Source organism: Virgibacillus siamensis, assembly GCF_039522605.1.
GTDB lineage: Bacteria > Bacillota > Bacilli > Bacillales > Amphibacillaceae > Lentibacillus > Lentibacillus siamensis.
Window position 1 is genome coordinate 214,888 of sequence record NZ_BAAADS010000009.1, and the last position, 15,889, is coordinate 230,776.

The following is a 15,889-nucleotide window of genomic DNA, read 5'->3' on the forward strand; positions in this document are numbered from 1 at the left end:
ATGTAGTAGTATATTCATTCGTGATTAAAAAAATAAAGGGGTGTAGCCAATGATGCGCATAAACTTCTCAAAAACATGATCCTGATTGTTTTTATGCTTGGAACATTTGCCATTGGGATGGCAGAATACGTCGTCACAAGTTTACTAACACAGTTTGCAGCAGATTTAAACGTAGCTGTGTCAACTACAGGATTGTTGCTGAGTGTCTACGCTATAAGTGTAGCTGTCTTCGGACCACTCCTTCGCATAATCACAATCAAGTTTTCACCCAAACCACTTCTCTTAGCACTTATGGGTATATTTATTGTAAGCAATGTCATTGCTGCAACCGCACCAAACTTTGAAGTTTTATTACTATCCCGTTTATTATCAGCAGCCATGCACGCGCCATTTTTCGGTCTCTGTATGTCCATAGCCGTTCAGATTTCTACACCTGAAAAGCGAACGCGTGCGATTGCCGCCGTTCAAGGAGGACTTACGATTGCCGTCATGATAGGTGTTCCTTTCGGTTCATTTCTAGGAGGAGCATTTGACTGGAGACTCGTTTTCTCGTTCATAGCTATTCTTGGTATTATTTCTTTTGCTGGTCTGTCGATTGTTACACCGAATGTCAAACCAGCAGAGGCTCCGCAATTGAAAAAAGAACTTGGGATTTTTAAAAATAAAAATGTCCTCATGGTGATTGCAATTATTGTATTTGGCTTTTCTGGGGTTTTTACCGCTTATACGTTCATAGAACCGATGCTGCGGGAATTTGCTGGCTTTGGAATTACCGGCGTCACTGCCGGGTTTTTTTCTTCGGACTTGGAGGTGTCGTTGGTAACATTGTCTCCGGCAAAATCCAACCAAACCGCTTAACAGAGCGACTTATTGCAACCCTGGGTATATTTGCTGTAGTGCTTGCACTGTTTACGTTCTTACTCCAATTTGCATCCTTAGCATGGTTCATGTGCTTCTTATTTGGAGCAGGAACATTCGGATTAGTACCCATCTTGAACTCCAAGATTATTATTCCGGCACCTGAAGCGCCAGCCTTATCCGGTACGATTGCAGCCTCTGTCTTTAACTTGGCCAATTCCATCGGAGCAACTCTGGGAACCATTTTGCTAAACAATCAGTTGACCTATACAACAACCACCCTCGTCGCAGCAGGGATGATTCTGTTTGGGATGATCCTTACAATTTTTATGCACAGAGTTGAAGACAAAACATTATTCCAAATGCATGAGGAAGCTGAGCAATTTTGATTCTCGGCTTTCCCTCTTTTTTATGATTATCCTGCCAGAGCACCCGAAGTTTCATCTAGATATTCAGTAAAATGCTCACATAAAGAAGTAAGGGCTTTCCCTTATTCCAGATAGGCGCCAGTTCGTATTGCTAAAACCTTTCAAATTACTAGCCACAAGTTAAGTATTGCTATTACAAAAAAAATAATTGCGGCAACAAGTGTTAATGCAAAATATCTTTTTTCACCTGTAACAAACATTTCGATAACCCGAACGGCATAAGTCATTGCTAAGGAAAAGAATGCAGCATTGATAAGTATATTTAAAGAATCGACTGATTGACTTGAACCTACTAACACTGGTATTGATATAAATAATAACCAAATACCTAGATAAGTCGTCAAAAGAGTGAAAAGAACATCCAAAGCTAAAAATAACTTATTTCTTTCTCTATATCTTTCCTGAATATTGTCAAGCAGCTTCACACCCTACTCCCCCTCATTTAAAGCTTCCTCTTAGCAAGAAAAATGCCAATAGAGGTATACATTCGACATACCGCCAACCTATTTTTTAAAGGCATTATGAACCCAAAGGAGATGAAAGGGCATGAATCATAAAAGCGTTGAAACCATTGAAACTGCCGAAACTTGGATTGAATTTTCAAATCAAAGAAATTTGGAAGGTTTATCAAAAATAACATCTCATGAGCTAGAATTAATTGGACCTAAAGGTGCTGGAGTAATAAATCATCGGCAATTGGGTGAGTGGATTGAACGGGCTAATTTACAACTAGCAACTATTGAAAGGTATGCAAAAGACAACTACATTGTATTAGAGCAGCATGGAACTTGGCTAAATGATGATGACACAATCAAAGGTAGGGATATAGTATTTACCGTATTTAAGGTAGTTGATCGACAAGTCAATTTCCTAGCAAGGTATGATAATAAAGAAGAGGCATTTAAAGTTAGTGGTTTGGATGATGAGGACAAAATCAACTAAAAACAGCTCTAACACAGTGCTGTTTTTCCATATACCTTCTTCCACAATCTGACCCGTTCGTATTGACAAAGATCGTTTATTCAAATATCAACTGTTGTATTTTTTCATTGATGGCTAAACATTAAGTTGCAGGCACATTACAACATTCGGCCAACTAGCATTCATCTATTCGACTAATAATTACATTAACCATAACACAAGCTATTAAAAATAAAAAAAGACATTTCCGTAAAAGTCCACAACTTCTACGAAAACGTCCTTTATAGTTAATTCTTGTGACTTTTAAATTTTGCACATGAGCAAAACCTTGTCATTTCAGGGATGGGAGCATGCTTACATCATGCCGCCCATACCTCCCATGCCACCCATGTCTGGCATGCCGCCACCGGCACCGCCGCCGTCTTCTTCTGGATGGTCGGCTACAACTGCTTCTGTAGTCAGGAACATCGCTGCTACAGATGCTGCATTTTGCAGTGCATAGCGGGTAACTTTAGTTGGGTCAATGATACCTGCTGCAACCATGTTTTCAAAATCGCCTGCTGCAGCGTTGAAACCAACACCAACTTTTTCGCCTTTCAGACGCTCTACAATAATGGAGCCTTCAAGTCCAGCATTGTGTGCAATTTGGCGCACAGGCTCTTCCAATGCGCGAAGCACGATGGATGCGCCCGTAGCTTCATCACCTTCAAGTGTCAATTCTCCGATTTTGTTGAGTACGTTAACAAAAGCCGTACCGCCACCGGAAACAATACCTTCTTCAACTGCAGCACGAGTTGAGTTCAGTGCGTCTTCAATGCGGAGTTTGCGCTCTTTTAATTCAGTTTCTGTTGCTGCTCCGACTTTAATTACTGCTACACCGCCTGCCAGTTTAGCAAGACGCTCCTGCAGTTTTTCTTTATCAAAATCAGAAGTCGTTTCTTCAGCTTGTGAACGGATTTGGGTTACGCGCTGAGAGATTGCTTCAGGATTGCCTGAGCCTTCAACAATTGTTGTGTTATCTTTTGTAACGACAACTTTGTTTGCGCGACCAAGCTGTTCCATTGTTGCGCTCTTCAGATCCAGACCAAGATCTTCCGTAATCACTTCTGCACCGGTCAATACAGCGATATCTTCCAGCATCGCTTTACGGCGGTCACCGAATCCTGGCGCTTTAACCGTTACAGCGTTAAATGTTCCACGAAGCTTGTTCAGTACCAACGTTGCCAGCGCTTCGCCTTCAACATCTTCAGCAATCAACAGTAGCGGCTTGCCTTGCTGAACAACTTGTTCCAATACAGGCAATACTTCCTGGATGTTATTGATTTTCTTATCCGTAATCAGGATGTATGGATCTTCCAGTTCTGCTTCCATTTTGTCCTGATCAGTAACCATGTATGGAGAAGCATATCCGCGGTCGAACTGCATCCCTTCAACAACTTCCAATTCAGTGTTGAAGCCTTTTGATTCTTCAATCGTGATAACACCATCATTGCCAACCCGTTCCATTGCTTCTGAAATCAGGCTGCCCACTTCTTCGTCACCAGAGGAAACAGATGCAACTTGTGCAATGGATTCTTTGCTTTCGATTGGTTCTGAAATAGTTTGCAATTCTTTTACAGCTGCTTCAACTGCTTTTTCAATTCCGCGGCGAATGCCCACAGGATTAGCCCCGGATGTAACGTTTTTCAAACCTTCCGTAATCATGGATTGTGCCAAAACGGTTGCTGTTGTAGTACCATCACCAGCAACATCATTTGTTTTGGATGCCACTTCCGATACAAGCTGTGCACCCATGTTTTCAAAATGATCTTCCAGTTCGATTTCCTTGGCAATAGTCACACCATCATTTGTGATGAGTGGTGAGCCGAATTTTTTATCCAGGACAACATTGCGGCCTTTTGGTCCCAACGTTACTTTTACAGCATTTGCAAGTGTATCGACACCGCGAAGCATTGCACGGCGGCCATCTTCACTAAATTTAATTTCTTTAGCCATATGAAAGTATCCTCCTTAAAATCAGTTCAAATTTTTATAAAACATCGATTATTAGCCGATAACAGCTAAAATGTCATTTTCTCTAAGAATTAAGTATTCTGTTCCTTCGTATTTCACTTCTGTTCCAGCGAATTTAGAGAAAATAATGCGGTCTCCTTCTTTTACTTCAAGTGCAACCTTTTCCCCATTGTCTGTAACTTTGCCGGAACCCGTTGCAACCACTTTACCTTCCTGTGGTTTTTCCTTTGCAGAGTCTGGGAGCACAATACCGCTTGCAGTTTTTTCTTCTTGTTCAACAAGCTCGATGACAACACGATCTCCTAGTGGCTTAATCATGTGACAACCTCCTTAATTCGTCTCAATTATTTGATTCGTTATTAGCACTCTCAGATGCCGAGTGCTAAACCCAATTATTATAATAAATAATTCCGCTTAAAAATGCAAGTATTGGCTTTCAAATTTTGCAACTTTTCTATTATACATCCATCTGAACCATTCCATTATAACGCGGGGAAAAATTATGATAAAATATTTATTATAGTTTTTCTTGGCAGACAAAACAGTTACTGGTTAAGTAGATTGCCATGAAATCCTGATAATAAGCTTATTTTTCTAATATCCGGAAGACAGGCTGCATAAACTTATAGCAGCCTAAGAAGTAAAAGGAGTCGTTATTTTGACGAAACGTTACTGGTACGTGATTCTAACATATATTTTAATGCAATTTTCCGGAATTCTGTTTATCCCATCAATGCGCCTCATATTACAGATGGGCCGGCAGGAAGCAATTGTAAGCTGGACAATCATCAGCTTTATAATCGGACTTGTCGTCATTTTATTCCTGATGAAACCGGATATGAAGATGCCGCAAAGCAGGGATGCTTCATCTCCGGGAATCATGGTCGTATGGATACTCGCCGGTCTCTTTATGGCCTATCTTGCCCAGGGAATTGCGGCAATGATTGAAACATATGCATTCGGAATTCAGCCCGGGTCACAAAATACGGAAATGATCATGGACATTGCGCGGGCAGCACCGATATTTATGGTTATTCCGGCATTGATTGCTCCGATTATGGAGGAAATCATTTTTCGGAAAATCATCTTTGGCGCGTTTTACAAACGAACAAACTTTTTTATTGCGGCGTTACTTTCTTCATTCATTTTCGGCATTATACACGGGGAGCCGGAACATATCCTGATTTATGCATCCATGGGGTTTGTATTTGCTTTTCTGTATGTCCAGACAAAGCGGATTATTGTACCGATTGTTGTTCACATGCTGTTGAACTCGATTTCCGTCACGGTACAATTCCTGCTTGACCCCGAACAGCTTGAAAAAATGATGAAGCAATATGAGCAAATGCAAATGATTTTAATTGGAGGCTAGCTTTTTTATGAAGACGACACCAAAAATGATGTTTTTCGTTTATTTTGTGATGGGACTTCTGTTTACGTTTGTGGCCATCCGGAGTTCCAGCGGCACTGTCTGGAATGTAACGACAATCATTCTGGCAGTCGCAGCAACACTTAACTTCGGTGTCAGTCTGCGAATGCTGCTCATCCATTTTAAATTGAAGAAAAAGAATAAATAAGAGCAGTGCTCAATGTGCACTGCTCGTTTTTATACCCGGTTCGCAACAAACCGAGTCACATGACATGATACTTAGTTGTCTTTATAGTAATCCCCGGATTTGCCGCCATGTTTGGAAAGCAGATAGGTTTGTCCGATCATCATGCCCTTATCAAGTGCCTTGCACATATCGTAAACCGTCAGTGCGGTTGCAGAGGCAGCTGTCAATGCTTCCATTTCCACCCCAGTGCTTCCTTTTGTTTTGACGAATGCCCGAATCTCAAGCTCATAGTGTTCCTTTTCCACTTTCCAATCAAACGTAATATCGATTCCTTTCAGCTGGAGCGGATGGCACATCGGGATCCAGTCCGAGGTGTTTTTAGCAGCCATAATTCCCGCTACCTGTGCAACGGCCAGCACATCCCCTTTTTGAATGTCATTGGAATTGATTTTTTCATAGATTTCCTTTGTGACAATGATGCTCGAGGCAGCAACAGCGGTACGTTCAGTCTCGCCCTTCTCGCTGATATCGACCATTTTTGCCCTTCCCTGTTTATTGAAATGTGTAAACTCTGCCATACAATCACTCCATTACGTAGTAGCTTTTAAACCATTTTATCAGAAACAGCGGACAAATTATAAATTACAACCAATTGTATTGCCCACCATGTTCCATGTACGGTACACTGATGGAGAACGAGGTGACATAATGATTATCATGCAGTTAAACGATATATCGAAATCTTTCGGAGCAGATACCATACTATCCAATATAAAACTGGAAATCAAAGAAAAGGACCGGATTGCCATTGTCGGCCGGAATGGTTCCGGAAAATCAACATTACTGAAGATCATGGCAAATGAGCTTTCACATGATGAGGGTGAAATTTTTAAACCAAAGGGCCTTACGACAGGCTACTTGTCCCAGCATACCGGCCTTGAATCAGATCAATCCATCTGGGAGGAAATGTCTGCAGTATTTCAACACCTGAAGGAGCAGGAAAAAGCATTGCGGGCGATGGAGAAAAAAATGGAGGATGTTGCCGCCCATACGGAAGAAGAATATGAACAGCTGCTGCTAGATTATGACAAATTGCAGCAGGCGTTTGACTCAGATGGCGGTTACCGTTATGAAGCTGATATCAAGTCTGTGCTGAACGGTCTGCATTTTCACGATTATGACTTTGCTACGCCGATTACGGAATTGAGCGGCGGACAGAAAACCAGGCTTGCACTTGGAAAACTGTTGTTAAAAAAACCTGACTTGCTGATTCTCGATGAACCGACAAACCACCTTGATATTGATACACTGACATGGCTGGAAAACTATCTGGCCGGGTATCCCGGGGCTGTCACAATCGTCTCACACGACCGGTACTTCCTTGATAAAACGGCATCGATTGTCTATGAAGTTTCCCGGCATAAAGCTAAAAAATATCTCGGCAGCTACAGCAAATTTTTGGAACAAAAAGCTGCTGATTTTGAAAAAGAGATGAAAGAATACGAAAAACAGCAGACTGAGATTAAAAAGATGGAAGACTTCATCCAGAAAAATATTGTACGGGCATCGACAACCAAACGGGCACAGAGCCGGCGAAAACAGCTGGAGAAAATGGAAAAGCTCGATAAACCAAAAGGTGATGAATCATCTGCATCGTTTTCCTTTCAGGTCAGCAGACGAAGTGGGAATGATGTTCTGAAAATTGACCGGCTGGGTTTCCGATACGACCAGGAGCCGGTTTTCTCCGATGTTACGTTTCACGTCAATCGCGGTGAACGTATTGCCTTAGTTGGTCCGAACGGGGTCGGGAAAACAACCTTGCTAAAAACAATCATGGGAACCCTTGAACCTTCAGCCGGCACAATTCAAATCGGCACCAATGTGGAAATCGGCTATTACGACCAGGAGCAACAGACATTATCATCCAATAAAACGATCCTGCATGAACTGTGGGACGAGCATCCAATGGTTGATGAGAAAGATATCCGAACCGTTTTGGGCAACTTTTTGTTCAGCGGTGATGACGTTCTGAAAAACATTCCTGCCTTAAGCGGCGGAGAGAAGGCTCGGCTGTCACTGGCCAAATTAATGATGCAAAAGGCAAATTTCCTTGTATTGGATGAACCGACCAACCATCTGGATATTGATAGCAAGGAAGTACTTGAAGCGGCACTGATGGACTTCCCCGGGACGATTATATTCGTTTCCCATGACCGTTATTTCATCAATAAAATCACCGATCAGGTTGTGGAAATGCAGCAGGATGGTTCTGCCGTTTATTTAGGCGATTATGACTATTATGTTGAGAAAAAGCAGGAAGAGCAGGAACTGGCGCGGCTTCGCGAGGAAGAGATGCTCGTCCATAAGCAGGAAGACCGGAAAACAAACATTAAAGAGGAAAAAGCCATCCGCAGTGTGGAGCGGAAACGAAAGCGGCAAATCAACAGTCTGGAGAATTCGATTGAAAAGCTGGAGGGTGAACTGGCTGAAGTGGAACAAAAAATGACCGAACCCGAAAACTTTCAGGATCATGAAAAAGCTTTGGAACTGACCAAACACTCCAGTGAATTGAAACAGCAAATCGAACAGTTAATGGAAGAATGGACGATGTTGCAGGAATAAATTAGCCTGAACAAGGACTTGTTTCCATCAATAGTGAAACAATCAATGCAAGGATATTTCCGGAGCGGTTTTTATGCACCATTTTTCAGTTAGAGCGGATTTTTTAACTTGTAACAACACAGAATATCTGTTACCCTAAGTCTAATAAAATAATTTCTTACCTCAATATTATTGAAGTGAGGATAGAGGATGCAAAGACCATCAGTACACAATAAGAGGATAATGAGGTCCCGCGATGATTGTGGAAAGGGGAATTTGCCGAAGCCGAAAGAGTACTCATGTTCTGGTGGCTGGGACTGTAGTGAATAATTACAGGACTGTCATGTAGGAGACTATATGGTGGGCTATCATGCGCGGAAACTTTTTCATACTAATTTGTTTCTACTGCAGCAACGATACCCTCGTTGTTGCTTTTTTGCGTGTATATTCAGGCCCTGACCATCTTTCATTCAAAAAATTAGCAGAAGGATGTGAAGTGATGAATTTTGGCCAAGTTTTAACAGCAATGGTTACCCCATTTGATCAAAATGGAGAGGTTGATTTTAACGCGGCAAGATCATTAGTCAATTATTTAATTGCCAACGGTTCAGACGGATTAGTTGTAGCTGGTACCACTGGAGAAAGCCCAACTTTAACAACAAATGAGAAATTGAACTTATTTCAATGTGTTGTGGAAGCTGCTGATGGAAGGATACCAATAATAGCCGGAACCGGATCCAATAACACCAGAGCATCCATTAACCTGACAAAACAGGCGGAACAAACAGGTGTTGATGGAATTATGCTTGTAACACCGTACTATAACAAACCATCACAGGAAGGACTGTTTCAGCACTTTAAAGCAATAGCTGGCGCTGCATCTTTGCCTGTTATGCTCTATAATATACCGGGACGAAGTGTTGTCAATATGTCTGTTGAGACGATTGTACGTCTTTCAGAGATCAGCAATATTGTTTCGATCAAAGAAGCTGGCGGAAATTTGGATACCATAGCAGAAATTATCAGCAAAACACCAAGTGATTTTACATTATACAGTGGTGATGACGGATTCACATTACCGGTTCTTTCCATTGGCGGTGCGGGTGTTATTTCCGTTTCGTCGCATATCATAGGCAATGAAATGCAGCAAATGGTTCAACATTTTAAAGATGGTACTGTTCAGGAGGCGGGTGTCATGCATCGAACGTTGCTTCCGGTTATGAAGGCCTTATTTGCTCAGCCAAGTCCTTCTCCGGTGAAAGAAGCATTAAACATGAAAGGAATTAATGTTGGAAACGTCCGGTTACCGATGATTCCATTAAATGATGATGAAAAACGTGAATTGCGCAGAATTTTACAATTGAATATCGACCAGGCAAGCTAACTGCCAAAAAAACCGCAGCGGAAAGATCATTCTCCTTTCCTGCTGTGGTTTTTTTAAAAATTGTTGGATAAAAAGGTAAAATACATTAGAACAGATAATCCTGTTGAATTGTATATTCCACTGCGACCCGGTAAACAATGCCGAGTCCGATCATTGTTGCCAGTACGGAGCTTCCGCCGTAGCTGACAAGGAGCAGCGGAATACCCGTTATCGGCATAATTCCAATCGTCATTGCGATATTCTGAAAGGCATGGATAAGCAGGATGCTCATGTATCCGAAGCACAAGTAGGCACCAAAACCCGAATAGCGCGACATGTTTAAACCGAGTGTCAGTAATTTATACATTAACAGAAAGTACAAAAGAATCACGCCCGCGGTTCCCAAAAAACCAAAGCCTTCACCAATTACTGAAAAAATGAAATCAGTATGTGCTTCCGGTGTCCCAACCTGCAAGCTGTCGATACCTTTCCCAAGCAGCTGACCGGAACCCAGAGCAAGCATAGACTTATCCACATGGTAAGTATCATCCTCACTCTGCTTATCGGGATTAACCCATGTCATAATCCGGTCAACTTGATAGGCATCGAGACCGAGTGTATCCTGTGACATTTCCGGAAATTTAACTACCATGCCCAGTACACCTGCTAAGACGAGCGATACAGACAAAATAAGTCCGAGAATTATTTTCCAATCGATCCCGGACAGCAGGACCAGCATTGCTGCAAAGAATATATATACCATGGATGTACCAAAATCCGGCTGTTTCATTATTAACAGGATGGGGACTGCAGCAAAAAAGGCTATTTTGATCAACAGCCAGCCATCACTTTTTAATGTGGCATTTCTGTATATTTCCTTGTGCTTGCTGATAACAGCCGCTAGATACAGGATGGTTGTCATTTTTGTGAATTCAGACGGCTGCACCGACAATCCCGGTAATGTAAACCAGCTTTGTTGACCCTTAATTACCGGAGCAATCCCCGGTGGACTGATCAGCAAAACAGCCAGGACAAGCACACCAACTCCATAGATTAATAGACTTGCCTTATACAACTGATCCAAATCAAAAAATTGAATCATCGCCACCGCAATCATTCCCACGATAAACCATACAAGCTGCTTCCACACATACGAATCGCCTTCAAATTGCGGAAGCTGCTCTGCATTATAAATGGATAACAGACTCACACAGACAAAAAGAGTGAGTAATATCAAAAAGTCTGTTTGTACATAATAGGATTGTTGTTTTGACATGACCGATCCCCATTTTCTTTAACAGCTAAGAAGCATATATACGTTTCTGCACTCAAGACGGAATGCCAGGTTTTAAACTTTCTAACAAGTTATTCAGATAATCCACAGACATATGCACAACTAAATTGCTTTTTCACCCTTTTTCCGAAAAGTTATGCACAATATCCACAGTTATCCACCGAGTTATTCACATTTTTTGTCCACACACAAAATTCATTTCCAAATTGGTTTCGCAAAAAATATCCACTGCCTTGTGGATAATAGGTGTGGAATACTCTCTGACATTATTAGAAAACTTGGTTGTCACCAAACCTTTAGGTGACAACCTTAGTTGCACTTATGCAGTAAGAAAGTTTTATACTTTCTTATCTGCTTAGAAAAACTCGGCATTCGCCTCGATTTATAGAGAATGCTGAAGTTATTCTTATAAGGTCAACCAAAACTTATATTTTTGACGTTATAAAATAAGTGAGGGATTTGCATTTAAACCCCAACCGGATCTCTTACCTTGTTCATATGCAACAAAACCTGCTGCACCAATCATTGCAGCATTATCCGTACACAACTTTAACGGCGGGATCAATAGTGGGATATCCGAATCGGTAAACTTCCTGTCGAGCTCAGTACGAAGTCCGTTGTTGGCTGCCACACCGCCAGCCACAATAACCTGTTTTACATCGTATTTTTGAGCAGCTTCAACCGCTTTTGTACTTAGAACATCGGTAACACTTGCCTGAAAACTGGCCGCAATATCTGCTTTTTTTAATTGTTCGCCACGCTGTTTTGCATTGTGGATAGTGTTAATAACAGATGATTTTAACCCGCTGAAACTGAAGTCAAAGCTGCCTTCTTCAAGCCATGCACGCGGAAAAGCAATACTTTCTTCCCCATCTGCAGCCAGTTTATCCACATGCGGACCACCGGGGTATGGCAAATCAAGCACCCGTGCTACTTTATCATACGCTTCGCCTGCTGCATCATCACGTGTCTCACCGATTACTTCATAGTGTCCATGCTCCTTCATCAGGACAAGCTCCGTATGTCCGCCGGAAACGATCAGTGCCATCAATGGAAATTCAAATTCTTTTTCGAATCGGTTGGCATAAATATGTCCGGCGATATGGTGAACACCGACTAACGGTTTCTGTTTGGCAAAAGCCAGTGCTTTCGCTGCATTCACACCAATCAACAGTGCCCCGACCAGGCCTGGTCCCTCGGTAACTGCAATCGCGTCGATATCCTGCCATGTCAGCCCGGATTCGGCAAAAGCCTCTTCCAAAACAATTGTAATCTGTTCCACATGGTGGCGGGAAGCAATTTCCGGAACAACACCACCAAACCGTTTGTGACTGTCGACTTGTGATGCCACTACATTGGAAATAATCTCCCTGCCGTTTTTAACGATGGCAACTGCTGTTTCATCACAACTCGTTTCAATTGCAAGTATAATCGTGTCTTTTTTCATGATAAATTCACCCACATTACAATAGCGTCTTCCTGATTATCCGTATAATAATTTTTTCGGATACCGCCGGGAACAAGTCCAAATTTCCGATACATCCGCTGGGCAGCGATATTCGATTCACGCACTTCCAGCGACAGCCGTTTTGCCCCCATTAAAACAGCCTGTTCCATTGTATAATAAAATAATTGCTGACCAAACTTCCTGCCGCGGAATTCCGGGTCAATCGCGATATTGGTAATCTGCGCATCATCAATTACCAGCCACATCCCGGCATAGCCAACAATTCTTCCGTCTGCTACAACAACATAATAATGCGCATAATGATTACTGGTTACTTCCTGCAAAAAAATATCCTCCGGCCATGGAGCTGCATAGGATGCGGTCTCCACGCCCATAACCTCCTGTGTATCTGATGGCGTCATTTCACGTATAATCAGTTCAGCCATTGTCCTGCTTTCCTTTCTGCCATTGTAACCAATTAGCCTCCGCTTCAGCCAGCCGGATGTAATTTGGCACCAATGTATGGGTTTCATCAGGTTGTTTGTTCATACCGGCAAATGCTAAGTGTGCCGGGTTCGGCAAATGGGCCGAGCCATCCGGAATAATTGCGCGTACACCAAGGTGTTGTTCGATTTCCTTCCGATGCAGATTTATATCCTGACTGAGGAACATGATGTTTTCCTGTGGAAGGTTTAACAGCCATTCTTCCATCAATATATTTTGTTCCTCGCTGACCGGAACTATTCTGTTGTTTTGCCACTGATACAGCCCCGTGTAAACCAAGCCGCGGCGGGCATCAAAGAAAGGGCAGATATAGGAATTAAAAAAACGTCCCTGATAAGCAAGTGCTTCCAGACTTGACACACCAACCACCGGAATATTCAGTGCCCATGCCATCGATTTAGCAGTCGTCAGTCCAATCCGCACACCTGTATACGATCCCGGTCCTTTGGCTGCAACAATTCTGTCCAGCTGATCCGATGACATATTAACGTCCCGCATCAACTGGTCGATTGCAGGCATCAGGCGGACGGAATGGTTTTTTTTAATGTTCGTTACGGTTTCGCCCAGTAACGCATCATCTTTAAGTAACGCAACGCCCAATATTTGATTGGATGTGTCTATGGCTAATACATTCATTCGCTTGACTCCTTACGTTTAACCGATTATTTCGGCAGTAATGCTTTCATAATGAAGGCCTTTTGGAAAAAATTCCAGGCGTCTTGTATGTTCATCCATAAGCGTCAATTTAATATCCAGCCGCTCCACTGGTAAAAATTCCTCGATGAAATGAGCCCATTCCACTACAGAAATTCCTTCACCATGAAAATATTCCTCAAAGCCGATATCTTCATCGGAATCTTCCAGGCGGTATACATCCATATGGTAGAAGGGAAGTTCACCCTCATATTCTTTTATAATCGTATATGTAGGACTGTTGACGTTCCGCTTCACCCCAAGTCCCGTGGCAATCCCCTGTGCAAATGCAGTCTTCCCCGCACCGAGGTCACCTTCCAGTGTAATCACATCACCCGGCTTAAGCAGTAATGCCAGATGCTCCGCCACCCGCCTTGTTTCGGCTGCCGAATGTGTTTCAATTTCATGCAAACTCATCTTCTCACCTACTCTTAGAAAACTAGGTTGTCACCAGCAGCGTTAGGTGACGACCATCGTTGCAATTATGCGGATAGAAAATTTCATTCTTTCTTATCCTTATCTGCCAAGTGTGTATAACCTTTTTTCTCCAAAGGTTTCTTATGATTGTTCCGGTCAACGATAAATACGTTGTGCTGACCGGGATTCTTGCTTCGTTCTACAACACCCACCCGTTTAAGCGGTGTGTTCGTTTGTTGGGCTATCTCCTTTACATGACCCCAGTCGTATTCCGGAACTGTGCCAACCAGTTCAAAATCCTCCCCGCCAAACAGTTTCCATTCATACTGCTGTTTCGGTGAAAATTGTCCGAGTGGCGCGCTGATGGGAATTTGTTCATCGTAAAGAACAATATCGACTTTTGAAGCCTCCGCTATCTCAGCTGCTTCATTGGCAATCCCATCACTGATATCATTTAACGTCACTCTTTTCAGGTTTGATAACCCGACAGCAAAGTCCACCCTAGGAAGTGGCTTCCGGTGCCTGTCATAAAAATACAGTTCATTTTCGTAGGAACCGGGGGTTGTCAGCATATGAAATCCGGCGCGGGAGTCACCAAGATAACCAGTAGCGAAGACGATATCTTGTTCATTGGAAGTACTCCGATACCTGGCCCGATTCATATTTGCATAGCCGATTACCGTAACCGAAACAGATAAAACAGGCCCCGATACAGTATCCCCGCCAATTAAATCCATATGGTGCCGGGAAGCCATCTTTTTCATACCCTTGTATATCTCATCCAGTTCATCAGGAGGCCATGTCTTGGGAATGATCATGGAAACCAGATAAAATGCAGGTGTTGCTCCCATGGCCGCCAAATCACTCACATTCGCTGCAACTGAACGAAAGCCAATATGAAATGGTGCCATAGTAGTCCGCGCAAAGTGAACGTCCTCCACAAATGTATCGACGGCAGTAATGATATCCCTGTATGGCTGACGAAAAACTGCTGCATCATCCCCAATTCCTTTTACGACTGACGGTTGTTTATAAGTATGTTGCTTTATTGAATTGATAAAGGAAAACTCATCCATCATAACCACCACTTTTTTTCATAACTATGTTCATGATAGCAAAAAGAGCAGTAAAAGGAAAAAATAATTGCGGATGTTATTTAGCCTGGGTATGTATACCTCAGTTTATTTTAATATTGGCCCGATCGACTTTGATGCCGCTTGACCCTGAGTCTAATTGTGATGAAAATGTTTTGTCCTGATTAATCTCAGCCATTTTTGCGAGATCATACTTCTTCCCGATTAGCCTGGCCTTAATTTCAATCCTAATCCAGGCTCACAGACAAAAAGCCGCATCCGAATAGTAGGAAGCGGCTCCACTTTTATCATTTTGGAATTTAAAAAAACATGTCTCCTAAATGGAGCATGCATTCGTTTTAATGGCGGTCCGGACGGGACTCGAACCCGCGACCTCCTGCGTGACAGGCAGGCATTCTAACCAGCTGAACTACCGGACCAGATTATAAAATGATTGTTATGCTATGGACTGTTTTGTAGAATTGTTCAGCACAGCTAGGTAAAATCATATTTATTTTAAATAAAATTGGTTGCGGGGGCAAGATTTGAACTTGCGACCTTTGGGTTATGAGCCCAACGAGCTACCAGACTGCTCCACCCCGCGATATAAAAAATTGAAGATATATTCTTGATTAACAGAAAAATTGGTAAAGCCTGGCGGCGTCCTACTCTTGCAGGGGCAAAGCCCCAACTACCATCGGCGCTGGAGAGCTTAACTGCT

The 15,889-nt window shown here is 42.6% G+C and carries 15 protein-coding genes, 2 tRNA genes, 1 pseudogene and 1 riboswitch; of the genes and pseudogenes, 6 read left to right on the forward strand and 12 right to left on the reverse strand.

The features are described 5' to 3' along the window. Nucleotides 1-75 precede the first annotated feature (75 nt). Nucleotides 76-1,247: pseudogene (locus ABD010_RS07310) on the forward strand (MFS transporter). A gap of 140 nt (nucleotides 1,248-1,387) precedes the next feature. Here the strand turns inward: ABD010_RS07310 and ABD010_RS07315 are convergent. Continuing rightward, nucleotides 1,388-1,711 (reverse strand): hypothetical protein, encoded by a 324-nt coding sequence (locus ABD010_RS07315; RefSeq protein ID WP_343811608.1) that lies wholly within the window; start codon nucleotides 1,709-1,711, stop codon nucleotides 1,388-1,390. 121 nt (nucleotides 1,712-1,832) lie between these two features. On the opposite strand from ABD010_RS07315, the gene ABD010_RS07320 reads away from it, so the two are divergent. Further along, on the forward strand, nucleotides 1,833-2,228 hold the full coding sequence (locus ABD010_RS07320; RefSeq protein ID WP_343811610.1) for a hypothetical protein: 396 nt from the start codon (nucleotides 1,833-1,835) through the stop codon (nucleotides 2,226-2,228). Nucleotides 2,229-2,561: 333 nt separating this feature from the next. On the opposite strand, the gene groL is transcribed toward ABD010_RS07320, so the two are convergent. Both groL and groES read right to left on the reverse strand, forming a co-directional pair. Further along, on the reverse strand, nucleotides 2,562-4,202 hold the full coding sequence (gene groL / locus ABD010_RS07325; protein WP_343811612.1) for a chaperonin GroEL: 1,641 nt from the start codon (nucleotides 4,200-4,202) through the stop codon (nucleotides 2,562-2,564). Between the two features lie 51 nt (nucleotides 4,203-4,253). Next, nucleotides 4,254-4,538, reverse strand: a complete 285-nt coding sequence (gene groES / locus ABD010_RS07330; RefSeq protein ID WP_343811614.1) for a co-chaperone GroES — start codon at nucleotides 4,536-4,538, stop codon at nucleotides 4,254-4,256. Nucleotides 4,539-4,878: 340 nt separating this feature from the next. On the opposite strand from groES, the gene ABD010_RS07335 reads away from it, so the two are divergent. Both ABD010_RS07335 and ABD010_RS07340 read left to right on the forward strand, forming a co-directional pair. Then, the gene (locus ABD010_RS07335; RefSeq protein WP_343811616.1) at nucleotides 4,879-5,592 is read left to right on the forward strand and encodes a CPBP family intramembrane glutamic endopeptidase; all 714 of its coding nucleotides are present in this window, start codon (nucleotides 4,879-4,881) and stop codon (nucleotides 5,590-5,592) included. Between the two features lie 7 nt (nucleotides 5,593-5,599). Next, nucleotides 5,600-5,797, forward strand: coding sequence for a YdiK family protein (locus ABD010_RS07340; RefSeq protein WP_343811618.1), 198 nt, complete (start codon nucleotides 5,600-5,602; stop codon nucleotides 5,795-5,797). 71 nt (nucleotides 5,798-5,868) lie between these two features. On the opposite strand, the gene moaC is transcribed toward ABD010_RS07340, so the two are convergent. Further along, nucleotides 5,869-6,354 (reverse strand): cyclic pyranopterin monophosphate synthase MoaC, encoded by a 486-nt coding sequence (moaC, locus tag ABD010_RS07345; protein WP_343811620.1) that lies wholly within the window; start codon nucleotides 6,352-6,354, stop codon nucleotides 5,869-5,871. A gap of 130 nt (nucleotides 6,355-6,484) precedes the next feature. Between moaC and ABD010_RS07350 the strand changes: the two genes are divergently transcribed. Together ABD010_RS07350 and dapA are read left to right on the forward strand one after the other, a co-directional pair. Further along, nucleotides 6,485-8,398 (forward strand): ABC-F family ATP-binding cassette domain-containing protein, encoded by a 1,914-nt coding sequence (locus ABD010_RS07350; protein ID WP_343811622.1) that lies wholly within the window; start codon nucleotides 6,485-6,487, stop codon nucleotides 8,396-8,398. 175 nt (nucleotides 8,399-8,573) lie between these two features. Further along, a riboswitch (Lysine riboswitch) is annotated at nucleotides 8,574-8,753 on the forward strand. A gap of 123 nt (nucleotides 8,754-8,876) precedes the next feature. Continuing rightward, nucleotides 8,877-9,761: a 4-hydroxy-tetrahydrodipicolinate synthase gene (gene dapA / locus ABD010_RS07355; RefSeq protein ID WP_343811624.1), complete on the forward strand. Its 885-nt coding sequence runs from the start codon at nucleotides 8,877-8,879 to the stop codon at nucleotides 9,759-9,761. A gap of 85 nt (nucleotides 9,762-9,846) precedes the next feature. On the opposite strand, the gene ABD010_RS07360 is transcribed toward dapA, so the two are convergent. From ABD010_RS07360 to ABD010_RS07395, 8 genes are all read right to left on the reverse strand, one after another. Continuing rightward, the gene (locus ABD010_RS07360) at nucleotides 9,847-11,016 is read right to left on the reverse strand and encodes an FtsW/RodA/SpoVE family cell cycle protein (protein WP_343811626.1); all 1,170 of its coding nucleotides are present in this window, start codon (nucleotides 11,014-11,016) and stop codon (nucleotides 9,847-9,849) included. 457 nt (nucleotides 11,017-11,473) lie between these two features. Further along, entirely contained in the window at nucleotides 11,474-12,481 is a 1,008-nt protein-coding gene (tsaD, locus tag ABD010_RS07365) for a tRNA (adenosine(37)-N6)-threonylcarbamoyltransferase complex transferase subunit TsaD (RefSeq protein WP_343811628.1), read from the reverse strand. Next, the gene (gene rimI, locus ABD010_RS07370; RefSeq protein WP_343811630.1) at nucleotides 12,478-12,927 is read right to left on the reverse strand and encodes a ribosomal protein S18-alanine N-acetyltransferase; all 450 of its coding nucleotides are present in this window, start codon (nucleotides 12,925-12,927) and stop codon (nucleotides 12,478-12,480) included. Before rimI ends, tsaD begins: the two co-directional genes overlap by 4 nt. Then, on the reverse strand, nucleotides 12,920-13,621 hold the full coding sequence (tsaB, locus tag ABD010_RS07375) for a tRNA (adenosine(37)-N6)-threonylcarbamoyltransferase complex dimerization subunit type 1 TsaB (protein ID WP_343811632.1): 702 nt from the start codon (nucleotides 13,619-13,621) through the stop codon (nucleotides 12,920-12,922). The genes rimI and tsaB overlap by 8 nt, the downstream gene beginning before the upstream one ends. Nucleotides 13,622-13,639: 18 nt before the next feature. Continuing rightward, nucleotides 13,640-14,095 carry a tRNA (adenosine(37)-N6)-threonylcarbamoyltransferase complex ATPase subunit type 1 TsaE gene (gene tsaE, locus ABD010_RS07380; RefSeq protein ID WP_343811633.1) on the reverse strand — a complete coding sequence of 152 codons (456 nt, stop codon included), beginning with the start codon at nucleotides 14,093-14,095 and terminating at the stop codon, nucleotides 13,640-13,642. Between the two features lie 83 nt (nucleotides 14,096-14,178). Continuing rightward, the gene (thiL, locus tag ABD010_RS07385) at nucleotides 14,179-15,174 is read right to left on the reverse strand and encodes a thiamine-phosphate kinase (protein WP_343811634.1); all 996 of its coding nucleotides are present in this window, start codon (nucleotides 15,172-15,174) and stop codon (nucleotides 14,179-14,181) included. Nucleotides 15,175-15,531: 357 nt separating this feature from the next. After that, nucleotides 15,532-15,608: transfer RNA gene (locus tag ABD010_RS07390), tRNA-Asp, on the reverse strand. 87 nt (nucleotides 15,609-15,695) lie between these two features. After that, nucleotides 15,696-15,772: transfer RNA gene (locus ABD010_RS07395), tRNA-Met, on the reverse strand. Between the last annotated feature and the right edge of the window lie 117 nt (nucleotides 15,773-15,889).